We start from the raw sequence: 18,576 nt of genomic DNA on the forward strand, positions 1-18,576 counted from the left end.
TAGTATATGAGTGATAGATTTTCTTTTCTAAATACCATTCATTTTAAAGATTTAGAATTTCTATATAACAAGTATAAAAAAGATCCTAATTCAATAGAGCCAAGTTGGAGCGCTTTTTTTCATGGATTTGATTTTGGAAAAAAAAATTATAAAACCGTTCGTCAATCAATCAATCAAGAAAATCATAGAAAATCTTTCAATATTGAGAATAAAAATGATAACGGGATCATCCAAAAGGAATTTTTAGTATCTAATTTGATTCATGCTTATAGAAAAAGAGGTCATTTTTTTACTCGCACAAATCCTATACGAGAAAGAAGAAAATATTTTCCTTCTTTGGATTTAAAAAATTTCGGATTATCTGATAAAGAACTTGACGTATTTTTTGAATCTGGAAAATTAATAGGTCTTGGAAAGACTTCATTGAGAAATATAATCAATTATCTAAAAAATATTTATTGTGGATCTATAGGAATAGAATACATGTATATTTATGATCTAAAAAAAATTCAATGGATTGAAAAATGGTTTCAAAAAAGAAAACTGCAATTTTCTGCAGGAGAAAAAAAGTTTTTTTTGAAAAAATTAAATGAAGCAGTTGCATTTGAAAATTTTATTCACACAAAATTTGTAGGACAAAAAAGGTTTTCTATAGAAGGAAATGAATCCGTATTACCTGCATTAGAAGAGATGATAGAATATACATCCAGAAAATATTTAACAGAATATTTCATAATTGGAATGTCACATAGGGGACGTTTAAATATTCTTTCTAATTTCTTTCAAAAAAATTATTCTCAAATATTTAGTGAATTTCAAGGAAAAGAGTACAAAGAAAAGACATTTTCTGGTGATGTAAAATATCATCTAGGATTTTCTAAAGTTAGAAAGACTCGTCAAGGACGATACATTAAAATGAATTTGGTTCCTAATCCTTCACATTTAGAATCTGTAGATGCCATTGTAGAAGGATTTGCACGTGCAAAAATAGATATTACTTATAATCAAAATAGTAATTCAGAAAAAATTATTCCTATTTTAATTCATGGAGATGCAGCATTATCAGGTCAGGGGATTGTATATGAAGTCATCCAATTATCTAAATTAAAAGGATACAAAACTGGAGGAACAATTCATATTGTACTTAATAATCAAATAGGTTTTACCACAAATTATACTGAAGGACGTTCTAGTATTTATTGCACTGATGTAGCAAAAGTTGTTCTTTCTCCAGTATTGCATGTTAACGCCGATGATGTAGAATCTGTTATACAAGCAATTTATTTTGCTGTAGATTTTAGAATGCAATATCATGAAGATGTTTTTATAGATTTACTTGGATATAGAAAATATGGTCACAATGAGGGAGATGAACCTAGATTCACTCAACCTTCTTTATACAAAGCTATTTCAAAACATCCAAATTCTTATAATCTGTATAAAAAAAAATTAGAAAAAAAAGGAATCATTAATAAAAATGATATAATCAGTATGGAAAAAGAATATGAACAGATTCTGAATGTAGGATATCATGAAGCAATAAATATCAAATGGAATGTATTAAATTCTTTTTTAGAAGAAGAGTGGAAAAATTATCCTATAGTATCTAGTGATGAAGATATTTTTAAAAGAGTAGATACACAAATTCCAACGAAAAAAATTATAGATATATCCAATAAAATTTTTTCTCTTCCCAAGAATAAAAAATTTTTTAAAAAAACGGAATCCATTTTTCAACAAAGGTTAGAAATGATTGGAAAAAAATTAGTGGATTGGAGCATGGCAGAATTACTGGCTTATGGAACACTTTTGGATGAAGGAGTTCATATTCGTTTATCAGGTGAAGATGTGGCAAGAGGAACATTTTCTCAGCGTCATGCTATTGTAAAAACAGAAGAAGAAGAAGAAATTATTCTTTTAAATCAGATAGGAATAAAACAAGGAAAAATGCAGGTATATAATTCTCCTCTTTCAGAATATGGAGTTTTAGGTTTTGATTATGGATATGCTATGTTTTCTCCTTATGTTTTAACTTTGTGGGAAGCTCAATTTGGGGATTTTGGAAATGGTGGGCAAATTATAATAGATCAATATATTTCTTCCGGAGAAAATAAATGGAAAATTAGCAATGGTATTGTGTTGTTACTTCCCCATGGATATGAAGGGCAAGGACCGGAACATTCCTCCGCACGCGTTGAACGTTATTTGCAACTTTGTGCTAATAACAATTTGTTTGTGGTTAATTGCACGACCCCAGCTAATTTCTATCATCTTTTAAGAAGACAAATGAAGTTAAAATATAGAAAACCTCTTATAGTTTTTACTCCAAAAAGTTTACTTAGAAATGCAAAATGCTTGTCTCCAATAGAAGATCTTTCTCAAGGAAAATTTCAAGAAATTTTGGATGATACTTCTGTAATAGATATTAATCAAATCACTAGATTAATTTTTTGTTCTGGAAAAATATATTATGATTTGCTTAATAAAAAAGAAGCACTGAAAGATGAAAAAACAGCATTGATTCGTATAGAACAAATCTATCCATTAAAAACGGAAAAAATTAAAAATTTACTTTCTAAATACAAAAATAAAAGAGAAGTTATTTGGGTCCAGGAAGAACCAGAAAATATGGGATTATGGAGTTTTATTTTAAGAAAATTGGGAAATTTAATTTCATTTAATTTAATTGCTCCATCTGAAAGTTCTAGTCCATCTACAGGATCTTATCCAGATTTCTTGAAAATTCAAGATAAAATATTAAAAAAAGCTTTTTTTTGATTTTGTAATATTTAAAAAATTGAAATTATGATAACAAAGGTCAAAGTCCCTTCTCCAGGAGAATCAATTACGGAAGTAGAGATTTCCACATGGTTCGTTAAAGATGGTGATTATGTTTCTAAAGGACAAAGGATAGCAGAAATAGATTCAGATAAGGCTACTTTAGAAATTTCTGCAGAAGAGAATGGAGTGATAAGCTTAATGGTAAAAAAAGGAGAAAAAATACGAGTTGGAGATGTATTGTGCCATATCGACACTTCTAAAAAATGCATAAAAGAATTTCATAATAAAGAAAAGAAGAATAAGAAAGAGTTTCATTCCGTAAATGCAAAAATTCTTTCTCCAGCTTCAAAGAAAATTTTAAAAGAAAAGAATATTCCTATAGAATCTGTTCAAGGAACAGGAAAAAATGGGAGAATTACAAAATCAGATTGTGTATTTCTTGAAAAGAAAACTTATTCTGTTGGTAGACCTATTACGATGTATAGATCAAAAACAATAACACCTCTTTCTCCTCTAAGAAAAAAGCTTTCTGAAAGATTAGTTTCCATAAAAAATGAAACAGCCACACTAACTACATTCAATGAAGTTGATATGCAAGAAGTTTTTCTTATAAGAAGAAAATATAAAGAAATTTTTAAAGAGAAACATGGAGTTCATTTAGGATTCATGTCTTTTTTTACTATTTCTTGTATTAGAGCATTGCAGATGTATCCAGATGTTAACTCTATGATTAGTGGAGAAGAAAAAATTAATTTTGAATATTGTGACATTAGTATTGCTATATCTGGACCTAAAGGATTAATGGTTCCTGTCATACGGAATGCGGAACATTTATCATTTCGTGGAATAGAACAGGAAATCAATAAATTATCAACAAAAATCCAGAATGGAACAATATCCATAGATGAAATGACAGGAGGAACTTTTACCATTACTAATGGCGGAGTTTTTGGATCTATGTTATCTACTCCAATTATAAATCCACCACAAAGTGCAATATTGGGTATGCACAAAATTATGGAAAGACCTGTAGTGATTGATGGATCTATTAAAATACGTCCTATTATGTATTTAGCTTTATCTTACGATCATAGAATAATCGATGGTAGGGAATCTGTTGGATTTTTAAAAACGGTCAAGGAATCTATAGAAAATCCAATAAAATTTTTAATGGAAGGAAGTGAAAAAAATATTCATAAAATATTAGAATTATAAAAAAAAGAAGATAAAATGATATTATGAAAAATATTATTCTTGTTTTTTTTTCTTTTGTTATTTTGTTTTTATCAGATATTGATCCGGGTTATAATCATTTTATAACAAAAAAAAAAGAAGATAAAACATATAACTCTACAATTAACACAGCTTCCATTAATATAATTTTTATGTTGCCTTTGTTTTTTAGTTCCGTAAAAGACGAAAAAATAAATCACGAAAGTAAAAAGTTGAGTGAAAATGCTTTATCCTTTTATCTTGGAGCTCAAAGTGCTATTGATTTTCTTTTATTAAAAAAAAAGAAAATAAATGTTCAAGTTTTTGATACAAAAAATGAAAAAAAGAGGATAAAAAATTTCATCCATTCATATAATTTATCTAATACTCATGCTATTATAGGTCCTTTTTTTCGTTCTTCTTTAGAAGAAGTTGCTAAAAATAACAAAAATACGCCTATTATTTCTCCACTGATAGCTTCTGACTCTTTAAATTATTATCCAAATGTTATTCAATCAGAAACAAAAGATATTTATCTTGTAGAACCTATTTTAGAAAAAATAAAATTTATTTATCAAAAAAATAAAATAAAAACTTTGTATTTGATAGGTGAGGATCCATCTAAAAAAATGACAAATTTTCTAAAAAAGAAGCTATTACAATGGAATATTCATTTTCAAATTTATTATTTGAAAAATAATTTTGTTCATATTAGTCAAAATATTCCTTTTTTTGCTATTTTTTTAGGAGGAAATCCTGTATTAGGAAAAGATTTTATTGATTTTATTAAAAATAATGAAAAAATAATCCCTTTTGGAGTAGGTTATCATAATATTTATGACAAAAATATTTCCTTACTCAGAAAATATAAATTTATATTCACAAAAAAATATCATTTGAATCAAAATGATGAAAATAAAAGAAAAATGTTTCATTTTATAAAAAATAAATTTGTAAATCACTTAAATAAATACCAATTATTGGGATTCGATTTAACTTATGACATCCTAGAAAAACTTTTTGAAAACAAAAATTTATTTAAGACAATAGACAAAAGATCTTTTTCAGGATTAATCAGAAAATATAAATATCATAAAGTATCTGATAAAGGAGGATATATAAATAAGGGATTGTGGGTTATACGTTTTTGATTTTTAATTTCTAATATAAGGATTTTGTCTTTTTACAATATTCATTTTTTTCATTTGAATTTTTATAATTTGAATTTGATCATGTAACAATCCAGAAATATCTGTTTTTTTCGCTTCCCACAATAAAAGTTCAGCTCTTTTCTTATCTCCTTTTGATAAAGACGCTATTGCAAGATTCAATTTTGCAATGGCTATGTTTTGTTTAAATTTGAGTCCAAAATCCAAAGCCTTCTGCATATAATTTTCTGATTGAAGTATATTTTTTTCTGAATACAAAATTCCATTTAAAAAATAAAAATAAGCCATTTGATTCTTAGTAAGTTGTAATTCAGGGTTTTTAACATATTCTAAATACTTTTTTAATCCATTCATATCTTTTTTACGTATTTTTAAAAAAGCCAATAATAAAAATTCATTTCTAAAAATAAAAAAAATAGGGATCAAACTTAATAAAAATAGAATACTTCCATAGAAATAATTTTTCTGAAAAAATAGAAAAATAGATACTAAAAAAATTAATAAAAATAATATTACTTTTGAATACTTACTCATGATTGAATTTTTTATTCAAATATTTTTTTTTTTGATCCAATTAATAAGATCTTGGTAATTTAGACTATTTAAAGTATGTCCAGATTCATATTCTTTGTAATGTAAAGAAAGGATTTTCTGCTTATTAAGAAACTTTAATCCTCTTTTTGTCCAACTTAAAGGAATTACTGTATCATATTTTCCATGAGATATAAAAAATTCTAAATGAGTATAAATATTTGGATTCATTTTTTCCGTCAAAAGACTTTTTTCTAAATATCCACTCAAAGCGATTACTTTTTTTATTTTATTAGGTTTTTTTAAGGCTATAGCATAGCTCAAAATAGCTCCTTGACTAAAACCACATAACCAAACTTTATTTTCTTTTAATTTATACTCTTGAATAGCTTCATCTATAAAAAAAGATATTTTTTCAATAGTTTTTTGAGCTTGTAAAATATTAATAAATTTTTTTTCATTAGAAAAATCAATATCATACCAAGAATATTTATCTATTCCAATGGAATAAATTCCTTGAATGCTAATTATGAAAAAATTTTCAGGAAGATCTTTTTTGAAAGAAAAAAGATCTCTTTCATTGCTTCCATATCCGTGAATCATCAAAAAAAGAGCAATTTCATTTTCATTGTTCGGTTTTTTTATAATATGTTTAATAGAAAGTTGATTTTTTAAAAGCATAAAATATGTTATTTTTTATTCATTTGATATACTGTTCCATTTTCTATTTTTAGTTTTTCATCAGACATGTCTGCTAATTGCATATTGTGAGTGACAATTAAAAAAGTTTGTTTTAGTTTCTTTCTAAAGAAAAAAAAATTATGTAATTCATCCGCATTTTTTTTATCTAAATTTCCAGAAGGTTCATCTGCAAAAATGATTTTAGGATTATTAATTAAAGCTCTTGCTACAGATAATCTTTGTTTTTGTCCTCCAGATAGTTCTTCTGGTTTTGAATCTTCATATTTAGAAAGATTTAATTGGTTTAATAAATTTTTAGCTTTTCTTTTTACATCGTTTTTATTTTTTCTGTTTATAAATCCCGGCAAACAAATGTTTTCTAATGCAGTAAATTCAGGAAGAAGTAGAGGTGTTTGAAATACAAAACCTATTGTTTGATTTCTTAAAATAGAAAGCTCTTTTTCTGAAAGAGATAAGACATCTTTTCCATTGATTCTTAGAACAGTTTTTATTTTTTTTTTTAGAGTAGGTTTTTCCAAAGTTCCTAATATATGTAACAGTGTACTTTTTCCTGCCCCAGATTCACCCAAAATACACACCATATTACCTTCTTTCACAAAAAGATTCACTCCTTTGATTACTTCATCTTTTCCAAAAGATTTGTAAATATTTTCAGCATGAATCATTTTCCGTAAATTTAAAACTCTTTAATCATAAACCAAATCAACAAGTTAAAGAAACATTTCAAAAATAAGCGAATTTTAGTTTAAATTTACTTATAAATAAAATTATTTTCAATGAATTTACATGAATACCAAGGTAGAGAAATACTGAATTCTTTTTCAATTCAAGTTCCATATGGAATACTTGCTTCTTCTCCAGAAGAAGCTGTAGAAGCAGCAAAAATTATTTTTAAAAGAACTGAAAAAAAATCTTTGGTGATTAAAGCCCAAATACATGCAGGAGGACGTGGAAAAGCTGGTGGTATTCAAATAGCGAAAACTTTAGATGAAGTTTATGAAAAATCGAAAAATATTTTAGGAAAATTTCTAGTTACTCCACAAACTTCTAAAAAAGGAAAGTTAGTTAGAAAAATTTTATTGTCTGAAGATATCTATTCTTACGAGTTAACCCCTCCTAAAGAATATTATCTGTCTATATTACTTAATCGTGACATAGAAAAAAATATGATAATCTATTCCAAAGAAGGAGGAATCAATATAGAAGATCTTTCAAAAAAAAAACCAGATAAAATCTATACAGAAGAAATAGATCCAGTATTGGGATTACAATTATTTCAAATTAGAAAAATTGCTTTTAATCTGGGAATGAATAACGATTCTTTAAAAAATTTTATTTCTTTTTTAATTTCTCTTTATGAAGTTTATATAAATTTTGATGCATTGCTGTTAGAAATCAATCCTTTAATCAAAACATTTGATAAAAAAATTATTCCTGTAGATATAAAAATTGTATTAGATGATAATGCTTTGTTTCGTCATAAAAAATATTCCATAATGGATGATCAAGAAGATCTTGATCTTCTTGAAAAAGAAGCTTATAAAGCTAATTTAAATTTTTTAAAATTGGAAGGAAATGTAGGATGTATGGTCAACGGAGCGGGATTAGCTATGGCTACTATGGATATGATTAAATTTTGTGGTGGAAAACCAGCTAACTTTTTAGATATAGGAGGTTCTGCGGATAAAGAACGTGTAGAAAAAGCTTTTTCTCTTATATTGATGGACAAATCTGTTAAAACAATATTGATCAATATATTTGGAGGGATAGTCCGTTGTGATACAGTAGCGAAAGGAATAATTAATTCATATTCTAAAATAGATCATGATATTAAAATTCCGGTGGTTGTTCGGTTACAAGGAACAAATGAGGAAATAGCAAAAAAAATGCTTCAAAATAGTTTTTTGCCTATTTATTCGACAGATACATTGAAAGATGCTGCTGATAAAATTCAAGAAATTTTGCAGATAGATGCTTATGAATAAGGTTTTTTCTGATAAAATTGTATTAGCTGATAAATATAAACCATTAAAATGGAATGGTTTGGTAGGACAATATAAGATTTCTATCACCCTAAAAAAGGCAATACAAGAAAATCGTTTATCTAAAATTTTATTTTTTTTTGGACCAAAAGGAGTAGGAAAAAATACATGTGCACATATTTTAGCTAATGAATTGAATTCATTTTCCGAATTAGAAGATTTTTCTTTAAATACGTTTGAAATTAACGGTTTTTTTCACTCCTCATTAGAGGATATTTATAAAATTATTCATCAATCTCGCTCTTTTCCTAAAAAGGGGAAGTACAATATTTTTATTATCAAGGAAATACATAGGTTTTCTAAAGATTTTTTTGATTTTCTTTTGAAATTTATAGAAGAAAAAAATCCGCATATATTATTTATTTTTTGCGGTACAGAAGAAAAAATAGTTCCAGAATTTATTCTATCACGTTGTCAAATTTTTGAATTTGAAAGCATTTCTGTAAAAGATATTTTTTTTCATTTAAAAATGATTTCTGAAAAAGAAAACATAGAAATAGAAAATGAATCTTTATTGATTATTTCTAAGCATGTAAAAGGATCTCTGAGCAAGGCTATTCATTTATTTGATAGATTAATATCATGTAATGAAAAAAAAATAACCAAATGTTTCATAATGAATAAATTGGGAATAATTGATGTAAAGTACTATTTTGAAATAGTAGATTATCTTTTAGATAAAAATGTTTATAAAACATTGACACTGTTAAATCAAATTTATCAAAATAAAATTGACTCTTATAATCTGGTAATTGGATTAACTAAACATTTCAGAAATTTATTTCTTTCGAAGAATTATGAAACAGTTTCCATTTTGAAATTTAAAAAGAAAATCATACAATCTTATATCGAACAATCAAAAAAAATATCTTTCTTTTTTTTAATTCATGCTTGGAGTGTTTTCCATCGTTTGGAAAAAGAATACAGATTAAACAATCAAAATTTAAGATTGACAGTAGAAATAAATTTAATTCAATTGGTACATTTTTTTTCTATTCATAAAAGAAATCATGAAAATTCTCTAATAGAAAAAGAGAGTAAAGAATTTTCCTCTTATAAAGAAAATGAAAAAATTCATTTTTTACAAAAAAATTGGATCAAGTTCGTACAAAAATTTTCAGAAAAGATAAATCCTATTTATTTAGATTTTTTGAAAAATGAAATCCAATTTCAAGTCATAAAAAATAAAATATTTTTTATGATTCCTTGTAAACTGGAAAACAGAGATTTTTTATCAATTCAAACCAATTTTGAAAAATTGGTCAAAAAAAAATTAAATAATCCACATTTGGAATTTAAAGTAATAAAAAAAGATTCAAAAAAATATCCAATAGAACAGTACAATTTTTTGTCTCAAAAAAATAAATTAGTAGAAACATTAATAGAAAGATTGAATTTAAAAATATCTTCTTCACAAGAAGAAAAAAACCTTTTATAATCAACAAACTTGATGTTAAAATTTTTCTAAAAAATTTATATTCATTTTCTAAGAAAATTGATAATATGTTTTATCTTTTTTATGAACACTAAACACTTTTAATGATTTTAATTTATGATTCATTATTACTCGTCAAACAGTAGAAAAAAAATTTTTTTCTCTTCTGCTTATTCAGATGAAGATATTGAAAATGATAGTTCTACTTCTTCTTACGGATCTGGAGGAAGTGGAACAGGTTCCGGTTATTATGGAGGAGCCTCAATCAGAAGCAAAACTCCTGTTTTGGATAATTTTGGAAGAGATTTGAATGCTATGGCAATGAAAGGAAAATTAGATCCTGTAGTAGGGAGAAACAAAGAAGTAGAACGTGTATCTCAAATATTGAGTAGAAGAAAAAAAAATAATCCTTTACTCATAGGAGAACCTGGAGTTGGTAAGTCTGCGATAGCTGAAGGATTAGCACTACGTATTGTACAAAAAAAAGTTTCTAGAGTATTATACAATAAAAGAGTAGTTGTTTTGGATTTAGCCAGCTTAGTTGCTGGAACTAAATATAGAGGACAATTTGAAGAAAGAATGAAGGCAATTATAAATGAATCAGAAAAAAATGCAGATTTAATCCTTTTTATAGATGAAATTCACACTATGATTGGTGCAGGAGGGACTACTGGATCATTAGATGCGTCGAACATATTTAAACCTGCTTTAGCAAGAGGAGATATTCAATGTATTGGTGCTACCACGTTAAACGAGTATAGACAATATATAGAAAAAGATGGAGCTTTAGAACGAAGATTTCAAAAAATTATAGTACAACCTTCTTCTGAAGAAGAGACTATAGAAATTTTGAAAAAAATAAAAGTAAAATATGAAAGTCATCACAATGTTCTTTACACAGAAGAAGCAATAAAAGCTTGCGTCACCCTTACTGTACGATACATTGTTGATCGTTATTTGCCAGATAAAGCGATTGATGCTTTAGATGAAGCAGGATCTCGCGTTCATATTAAAAATATAAAAGTTCCACAAGAAATAGTTCTTCTAGAAAAAGAATTGGAAAATATCCGTGAAGAAAAATCAAAAGTAGTCAAAAGTCAAAAATACGAGGAAGCTGCACGTTTGCGTGATACGGAAAAACGTATAGAAAAACAATTAATCAAAGCCCAAAAAGAGTGGGAAGAATCTTCTAAAGAAAATAAAGAAATCGTATCCGAAGAAAATGTTGAAGAAGTTGTATCTATGATGAGTGGAGTCCCAGTAAACAGAATAGCTCAAGCTGAAATGAAGAAATTAAATAAAATGATAGATATATTAAAAGAAAAAATAGTAGGACAAAATGAAGCAGTAGAAAAAATAGTAAGAGCGGTTCAAAGAAACAGAACTGGATTAAAAGATCCTAATTCTCCTATAGGTTCTTTTATATTTTTAGGACAAACAGGTGTTGGAAAAACTTATTTAGCGAAAATTTTTGCAAAAGAACTATTTGATTCAGAAGAATCATTAATCCGTCTAGATATGAGTGAATATATGGAAAAATTCTCTGTTTCTAGGTTAATAGGAGCTCCTCCAGGTTATGTTGGTTATGAAGAGGGAGGACAATTAACAGAAATTATACGTCGTAGACCTTATTCCATCATATTATTAGATGAAATAGAAAAAGCACATCATGAAGTCTTTAATATTTTGTTGCAAATTTTAGATTACGGATATGTAACAGATAGTGTTGGAAGAAAAATAAATTTTAGAAATACCGTAATTATTTTTACGTCAAATACAGGAACACAACAATTAAAAGAATTTGGTAAAGGAATTGGATTTCATACTCAAGCAAGACAATCAAATAATTATATTAAAAATGTGTTAGAAAAAGCTTTAAAAAGAACTTTTTCTCCAGAATTTTTAAATAGAATAGATGATATTATCATCTTTAATTCTCTAACACAAGAAGATATATCGGAAATTACTCATATAGAATTAGAAAAAATAATACTTCATGTATCTAATCTAGGGTATAAATTAATTTTATTTCCTGAAGTAAAAGACTTTATTAAAAATAAAGGATTTGATCATGAATATGGAGCTCGTCCTTTAAAAAGAGTAATAGAAAAATTTATTAAAAATCCTATATCAGAATGTATAATTAGTGAAAAATTAAAAAAAGGAAATCAAATTTTATTAAAGATGAATAAAAAAAACAACGATGTGGAAATTTCTATTCAATAAATATGAATCTTTTGACTAAAAAGACAAAATTGATTGAAAATATATTAGATTTTTTGTATCCAAATCCAATTAGCACTTTATATTATACCAATGAATATACTTTACTCATTGCTGTTATTCTTACTGCAAGAAGTAAGGAAAAAAAAGTAAATGAAATAACAAAATATTTGTTTAAAAAAATTCAAACTCCTAAAGATATAATTCATCTTTCTGTTGAAAAAATAAAAAATTTCATAAAAAATATAGGACTCCATAATAAAAAATCTAAAAATATTTATGATTTATCTACTATTTTGATAAATAAATACAATAGTATTATTCCTAAAAATATTTCAGAATTAAAATTTTTACCTGGAGTAGGACATAAAACAGCATCTGTTTTTTTATCTCATGTATCAAACATTCCTGTATTTCCTGTAGACACTCATATTCATAGGATGATGTATCGTTGGAAATTAAGTGATGGAAAAAACGTTAAAAAAACGGAAAAAGATGCTAAACGTATTTTCAATAAAATAATCTGGAGAAAATTGCATCTTCAAATTATTTTTTATGCCAAAAAATATTCACCTTCTAAAAATTGGGATGTAAAGAAGGACATAATTTATCAAGAATTATTAAGAAAAAATTTGTTATAAGATTAGAAAGGTAAATCATCAAAATCGTCAGAAGATAAAGATGGAGATATAGCAGAAGTTTTTTTTGAAGAACCTGGAGAATAATCTTCTATTTTCCATCCTTGGATAGAATTAAAATATTTAATCACTCCTTCAGGATTCGTCCATTCTCTTCCACGAATATTGATAAAAACTTTTATTTTATCTTTTGGTCTTATATTTTCTAATAAGTCTACTTTATCTTGAATAAATTCAATTAATATATTTTGAGGATATGGTTCTTCAGTAGTGATAACAATTTCTCTTTTTCTAAATCCACTGTCAAATTTCTGAGATTCAAACAATTTTTTAACTTTTCCTATAATTTCCATGAAATTTTATAATTTATTTTTTTTGCTATTGTTTTTCTTTTTAAGTGTTTCTCCAATTTGATTAGAAATATTAAATGAAGTAATCATATTATTCAACATTTCACTAGCTGCTCCTGGTGAATTCGGCAATAAAATTAAATTGGTGTTACTTCCTTCTCCCATGGCCTGAAGAGTATCATAATGTTGTGTTACCACAATCAAAGCAGAAGCTTCTTGTGAATTGATTCCTACATTATTTAATACCTCAACAGATTCCAATATTCCTCGAGCTATTTCTCTACGTTGATCTGCTGTCCCTTTTCCTTGTAATTTTTTACTTTCAGCTTCTGCTTTAGCTTTAGCAACAATTTTAATTCTTTCAGCTTCTGCTTTATATTCAGCCGCTACTTTTTCTCTTTCAGCTGTATTGATCCGATTCATAGCTTGTTTCACTTGTTCATCTGGGTCAAGATCTGTAACTAACGCTTTAATGATAGAATATCCATAATCTAACATAGAACCTTCTAATTCTCCTTTTACTGCAAGAGCAATGTTATCTTTTCTCTCAAAAACATCATCCAAACGCATTTTTGGTACCTCTGCTCTAACAACATCAAATATATAAGAAGTAATTTGAGCATGAGAATTATCTAATTTATAAAAGGCTTCGTATACTTTTTCTTTAATCACTTTAAATTGAACTGATATTTTTACTTTTACAAAAACATTATCTTTAGTTTTTGTATCCACTAAAATATCTAGTTGTTGAATTTTCAAAGTGAGTTTTCCTACTATATGATCTAAAATAGGAATTTTAAAATTCAATCCAGCATAACGGATGCTATGAAATTTTCCCATTCTTTCAATAATAGATGCTGTTTCTTGATTAACTATAAAAATGAAACTGGAAAAAAGAGATAAAATTAAAAGAGTTAATATTCCATAAAATAGTAAACTAAAAATACTCATACTTAAAAAATTTATAATAAACCTAATTCTAAACGAGCTTCTTCACTCATAAACTCTCTACTCCAAGGAGGATCAAATGTTAAAACAACATCTACATTATTTATTTCTTTTAAAGACTCAATTTTTTTTTTGACTTCTATAGGTAAACTCTCTGCTACTGGACAATTTGGAGTAGTTAAAGTCATTACTATTTTAACCTCTTTTTCACGAAAAACTTGAATATCATAAATAAGACCTAACTCATAAATATCTACCGGTATTTCAGGATCATATATACTTTTCAGCACTGAAATAATACGATCTTCTAAGGAATGATCTTTACTCATTTATCATTTTTTTTTAATAAAGATCCAAATTGATCAAAATAACGAATAGGATAACCTAATTTCTTTATACTGGGTAAAATATCATTAGCTTTTCCAACAATTATAATTCTACCATTCTTGATAGAAAAAAGTTTTTTACATGATTGATGTATTTCATCTGCAGTAACTGATTTTATTTTTTTTAAGTAATTTCTATAAAATCCACTTGGAAGATTATTTTTCAATTCGCAGATAAAAAGATCACTAATTCTGTTTGGATCTTCTAAATCAAGAATAAATTGGCCACTTATTTCTTTTTTCTTAATATTCAATTCTTCATAAGAAACTTTATCCTTTTTTATTTTGATAATTTCTTTTAAGATATCTTTGATCGCTTTTTCTGTAACTTCATTTCTAACTTGAGTATAAACTGAAAAATAACCGATATTTTTATCCGATTTCAAAACAGAATAAGCCCCATATGTATAAGCTTTTTTTTCTCTAAGATTTAAAAACAAACGACTTTGAGGTCCTCCACCTAAAATTCCGTTTGCTAATATAGAAGAAAAATATGAAGGATCACTTTTCTTAAAACAAATAGGTCCTCCGAAACAAATAGTAGATTGTGTAAGAGATGGAAGATCTACTATATTGATTTCTGTTTCAGAAGGAATCAGATATTCTTCTTTAGAAGGTTCATCAAAATATGACTTACTCTCCCATTTAGAAAAATAAAGATCACAGAATTTTTCTGCTTCTTTTTTGGAAATATCCCCTACAAAAGAAAGATAAGATATATTTGGAATATAATATTTTTCGTATAATTTTTTTAAATCATCAAGAGTTATATTTTTAATAGTATCATAAGTTTCATATTCTCCATAAGGATGATCTTTTCCAAAATATAAAACATTTCTAACACGTTGTAAAATAGCATTAGGATCTTTTTCTGAAAGATGAAGATCTATAATTCTTTGTTTTATTATTTTTTCTAATTCTTTAGAGTTATCAAATCTACTATTCAGTAAAATATCACTCATAATGAAAACGGATTTATTCAAATGTTTCTTTAAAGTAGAAATAGATATTTCAAAAAAAGAAGTATACAAATTAGATCCTATATAATCAATCATTTCATCTAATTCTTCCTTGGAATGATTCTTTGTTCCAGAACGAAGCATTTGACCAAAAATTTTTTTTATTCCAGCTTTATCTTTTTCTAAAAAAGGTTGAGAGTCAAATTCTAAACCAACTCTAACTAAAGGAAGTTTATGATTCTCTACAACCATAACTTTCAATCCATTTTTCATTTGAAAAAATTCAGGTTTTTCAACATTAATAGTCGTTTTTCTTTTTAAAGATTTAGGGGGAATATTACGATTAACAGTATGAGCAAACATAATTGTTGTATGAAAAAAAATTGTTATAATAAGAATAATTTTTTTGAAAAGTCTATTTGTTGTCTGGAACATTGTATAAACGAACTCTATTGTTTTTATTTAAATACTTGTTAGCTACTCTTTTGATATCTTCTACAGTTATTTCACGATATTTATCGATATCGGTGTTAATTAAATTCGCATTTTGATAATATAAATAATAGTGAGATAAATTTTCAGAAATACCGCTCATGGAATAATTATCGAATAGAAATTTTTTTTCAAAAAAGTTTCTTTGTTTTTCTAATTCATATTCTGTGATTCCTTTTTCCTTCAGTAGATCAATCTCTTCATCTATGATTTTAGTTAATTGGTCTAAAGTAATTCCAGGATTGATAAGTCCATATATAATAAAAATTCCATAGTCTTCCATTGTATCGAAAAAAGAACCTGCATAAGAAGCCATTTGTTTAGAATTAACAATATTTTTCATGATACGTGAGCTTTCTCCAGAAGACAATACATGATCTATTATCTTTAAGACATAAGAATCTTTATTTGTCATTTTTGGAACTCTATATGATAAAAAGACTCCAGGAACTTTAGTATTTTTATCCACATATGTAGAAAATATTTCTTCCTTAAGAGGCTCTTCTTCTATTCTTTTCATTCTAAAATCTATTTTTCCTCTTGGAATGGAAGAAAAATATTTTTTGATTAGTTTCCTTGCTTCATTCATATCAAAATCACCCGATACAACTAAAACAGCATTATTTGGAACATAATATGTTTTATAAAATTCCTTATAATCATTTTCTGTAGCTGTATCTAAATCTTTTTCGAATCCAATAATAGGATATCTATATGGGTGTTTTTTGAACAATAAAGAAGGAATCACTTCCGAAAAGGCTGTCACATATGGCTGATTTTCTATACGCATCTTTTTTTCTTCTTTTACCACTTCTCTTTGTACATTAATGCTTTCTTCATCCACTTTAGCATGAAGCATTCTTTCCGATTCTAACCATAAAGCCAATGGAAGGCGATCAGATGGCAAAACTTCATAGTAACAAGTCTCGTCATGGTTTGTATATGCGTTATTTTTCCCCCCATTAGATGCTATATACTTAAAAAATTCTCCTTTTTTAATATTTTTAGACCCTTCGAACATAAGATGTTCAAAAAAATGAGCAAAACCAGATTTTCCGGGAGTTTCATTTTTGCTTCCTACATGATATAAAACAGAAATAGAAACTAAAGGGTTTGTATTGTCTTGATGCAAGATAACATGCAGTCCATTTGATAATTTTTCTTCTAAAAATTTTATTTTATACAAATTCTTGTAATCTTTGGAGTTTAAATGATTAAACATCGTAGCTAACATTATTAATAAAAAACAAATCCTGTACATAAACATAAAACAAAGTTAAAGATTAACAAAAGAAATTTACAAATTTTTTTTTCCAAAAAATGGAATTTTTTTCTTTTATTCTATTTTTGTTGAATAAAACAATGTATGAATTTGTTTATTTATATGAAAAAAATTTTATTCTCTATTTTCATTTTATCTTTTTCTTTTTTTTCTTTCTTAATAGCTGAAGAGATACAAGGAGATGCTGAAGAAGGAGCAAAACTTTTTAAAAAAAATTGCACAGCATGTCATTCTATGGATTTAGAAAAACAAATGATAGGTCCTGCTCTATCTAACGTAACCGAAAAAAGAAGCCGTGAATGGTTACATAAATGGATTATAAATAATAAATCTTTGAGAGAAAGTGGAGATAAAGATGCTATAGCTATTTACAAAGAATATGGAAACTTGGAAATGAATTTATTCCCTCAACTCTCTAATAAACAAATAGATGATATTTTATTTTTTATTCAAAATCCAAATTCGATAAAAAAAAAAGAAAAAATAGAAAGTCATGAAATAAACCGTGAAAGTGAAATAGAAGAAAAACAATTTTTAACTAAATTGATTGTTTTTTGTTTTAGCATTCTATCTTTAATTTTACTTTGGACTTTATACAGAATTCAACTTCTAACTAAGTTATTAAGTGAAACAAAAGATCCCATTTTCGACAAAAAAGATTTTCTTATAAAGATTTTATACAATAAAATTTTAGGAAAAAAAAAGATAAGATGGAGATTCCTATTCTGTTTTGTAGGTTTTTTATTTTTGCTAGGAATATATGGGATTTGGAATTCTCTAATGAAAATAGATGTAAATAAAGGGTACAAACCTGTACAACCGATTTATTTTTCTCATAAAATTCACTCTGAAATTAATGGAATTGATTGTCAGTATTGTCATTCTTCTGCAAAATATGGAAAAGTATCCGGTATTCCTTCAGCAAATATTTGCATGAATTGTCATATCACTATTGATGAATATAAAGGAGATTATTTAGAAAAAGGAAAAAATAGAGACGAATACAATCAGGAAATACAAAAAATATATCACTCTGTAGGATGGAATCCGGAAACCAGGAAATATTCTAAAAAAACTCATCCTATTCAATGGATCCGTATCCATAATATGCCAGATTTTGTTTATTTTGATCATTCTCAACATGTTATAAATGGAGAAAAAATGATCAAAAAACTTAAGAAAGTCAATTTGGTTTGTAATGCTTGTCATGGAGATGTCCAAAAAATGGATCAAGTAGAAATGTCTAATGATTTTACCATGGAATGGTGTATTTCCTGTCATAGAAATATAGAAATCGATATAAACAATCAATATTATAAGAAGTATTTTTCGAATGATATAAAAAAAGAAAATAAAATAACTGTAGATATGGTTGGTGGAACAGAATGTGCTAAATGTCATTATTGAAAAATAAATGAAAGCGATT

At 26.3% G+C, this 18,576-nt stretch carries 16 protein-coding genes; 8 read left to right on the plus strand and 8 right to left on the minus strand.

Annotation, left to right across the window (positions count from 1 at the left end; genetic code table 11):
- Positions 1 to 6 precede the first annotated feature (6 nt).
- The 3 genes from H0H67_RS00220 to H0H67_RS00230 are packed head-to-tail and all read left to right on the plus strand — an operon-like array spanning position 7 to position 5,144.
- Complete coding sequence (locus H0H67_RS00220) at positions 7 to 2,778, plus strand: 2-oxoglutarate dehydrogenase E1 component (protein WP_185859355.1); 2,772 nt, start codon at positions 7 to 9, stop codon at positions 2,776 to 2,778.
- A 27-nt stretch (positions 2,779 to 2,805) separates the two neighbouring features.
- On the plus strand, positions 2,806 to 3,996 hold the full coding sequence (gene odhB, locus H0H67_RS00225) for a 2-oxoglutarate dehydrogenase complex dihydrolipoyllysine-residue succinyltransferase (protein WP_185859356.1): 1,191 nt from the start codon (positions 2,806 to 2,808) through the stop codon (positions 3,994 to 3,996).
- 23 nt (positions 3,997 to 4,019) lie between these two features.
- Positions 4,020 to 5,144 (plus strand): hypothetical protein, encoded by a 1,125-nt coding sequence (locus H0H67_RS00230; RefSeq protein ID WP_185859357.1) that lies wholly within the window; start codon positions 4,020 to 4,022, stop codon positions 5,142 to 5,144.
- Positions 5,145 to 5,147: 3 nt separating this feature from the next.
- On the opposite strand, the gene H0H67_RS00235 is transcribed toward H0H67_RS00230, so the two are convergent.
- Genes H0H67_RS00235 through H0H67_RS00245 form a run of 3 tightly spaced genes read right to left on the minus strand, consistent with a single transcriptional unit; the run spans position 5,148 to position 7,060 of the window.
- Positions 5,148 to 5,696 carry a hypothetical protein gene (locus H0H67_RS00235; RefSeq protein ID WP_185859358.1) on the minus strand — a complete coding sequence of 183 codons (549 nt, stop codon included), beginning with the start codon at positions 5,694 to 5,696 and terminating at the stop codon, positions 5,148 to 5,150.
- Between the two features lie 15 nt (positions 5,697 to 5,711).
- Positions 5,712 to 6,374 carry an alpha/beta hydrolase gene (locus H0H67_RS00240; protein WP_185859359.1) on the minus strand — a complete coding sequence of 221 codons (663 nt, stop codon included), beginning with the start codon at positions 6,372 to 6,374 and terminating at the stop codon, positions 5,712 to 5,714.
- 8 nt (positions 6,375 to 6,382) lie between these two features.
- Positions 6,383 to 7,060, minus strand: a complete 678-nt coding sequence (locus H0H67_RS00245) for an ABC transporter ATP-binding protein (RefSeq protein ID WP_185859360.1) — start codon at positions 7,058 to 7,060, stop codon at positions 6,383 to 6,385.
- Positions 7,061 to 7,171: 111 nt separating this feature from the next.
- Between H0H67_RS00245 and sucC the strand changes: the two genes are divergently transcribed.
- From sucC to H0H67_RS00265, 4 genes are all read left to right on the plus strand, one after another.
- A complete protein-coding gene (gene sucC / locus H0H67_RS00250) occupies positions 7,172 to 8,380 on the plus strand; it encodes an ADP-forming succinate--CoA ligase subunit beta (RefSeq protein WP_185859361.1) in 1,209 nt (402 codons plus the stop codon).
- Entirely contained in the window at positions 8,373 to 9,875 is a 1,503-nt protein-coding gene (locus tag H0H67_RS00255; RefSeq protein WP_185859362.1) for an AAA family ATPase, read from the plus strand. The genes sucC and H0H67_RS00255 overlap by 8 nt, the downstream gene beginning before the upstream one ends.
- A gap of 114 nt (positions 9,876 to 9,989) precedes the next feature.
- Entirely contained in the window at positions 9,990 to 12,098 is a 2,109-nt protein-coding gene (locus H0H67_RS00260; protein WP_185859363.1) for an ATP-dependent Clp protease ATP-binding subunit, read from the plus strand.
- A 2-nt stretch (positions 12,099 to 12,100) separates the two neighbouring features.
- On the plus strand, positions 12,101 to 12,736 hold the full coding sequence (locus H0H67_RS00265) for an endonuclease III domain-containing protein (protein WP_185859364.1): 636 nt from the start codon (positions 12,101 to 12,103) through the stop codon (positions 12,734 to 12,736).
- Positions 12,737 to 12,738: 2 nt separating this feature from the next.
- Here the strand turns inward: H0H67_RS00265 and H0H67_RS00270 are convergent, their stop codons facing one another.
- Genes H0H67_RS00270 through H0H67_RS00290 form a run of 5 tightly spaced genes read right to left on the minus strand, consistent with a single transcriptional unit; the run spans position 12,739 to position 17,102 of the window.
- The gene (locus H0H67_RS00270; RefSeq protein ID WP_185859365.1) at positions 12,739 to 13,086 is read right to left on the minus strand and encodes a DUF3127 domain-containing protein; all 348 of its coding nucleotides are present in this window, start codon (positions 13,084 to 13,086) and stop codon (positions 12,739 to 12,741) included.
- Between the two features lie 6 nt (positions 13,087 to 13,092).
- Entirely contained in the window at positions 13,093 to 14,034 is a 942-nt protein-coding gene (locus H0H67_RS00275; protein ID WP_185859366.1) for an SPFH domain-containing protein, read from the minus strand.
- 11 nt (positions 14,035 to 14,045) lie between these two features.
- On the minus strand, positions 14,046 to 14,360 hold the full coding sequence (locus H0H67_RS00280; protein WP_185859367.1) for an iron-sulfur cluster assembly protein: 315 nt from the start codon (positions 14,358 to 14,360) through the stop codon (positions 14,046 to 14,048).
- Entirely contained in the window at positions 14,357 to 15,811 is a 1,455-nt protein-coding gene (locus H0H67_RS00285; RefSeq protein WP_185859368.1) for a M16 family metallopeptidase, read from the minus strand. The genes H0H67_RS00280 and H0H67_RS00285 overlap by 4 nt, the downstream gene beginning before the upstream one ends.
- Positions 15,792 to 17,102, minus strand: coding sequence for a M16 family metallopeptidase (locus H0H67_RS00290; protein WP_238784575.1), 1,311 nt, complete (start codon positions 17,100 to 17,102; stop codon positions 15,792 to 15,794). The genes H0H67_RS00285 and H0H67_RS00290 overlap by 20 nt, the downstream gene beginning before the upstream one ends.
- Positions 17,103 to 17,252: 150 nt before the next feature.
- Here H0H67_RS00290 and H0H67_RS00295 point away from each other — a divergent pair, with 150 nt between their 5' ends.
- Positions 17,253 to 18,557 (plus strand): c-type cytochrome, encoded by a 1,305-nt coding sequence (locus tag H0H67_RS00295; protein WP_238784576.1) that lies wholly within the window; start codon positions 17,253 to 17,255, stop codon positions 18,555 to 18,557.
- The last annotated feature ends 19 nt before the right edge of the window (positions 18,558 to 18,576 follow it).

The organism is Blattabacterium cuenoti, from assembly GCF_014251575.1.
Lineage (GTDB): Bacteria > Bacteroidota > Bacteroidia > Flavobacteriales > Blattabacteriaceae > Blattabacterium > Blattabacterium cuenoti_N.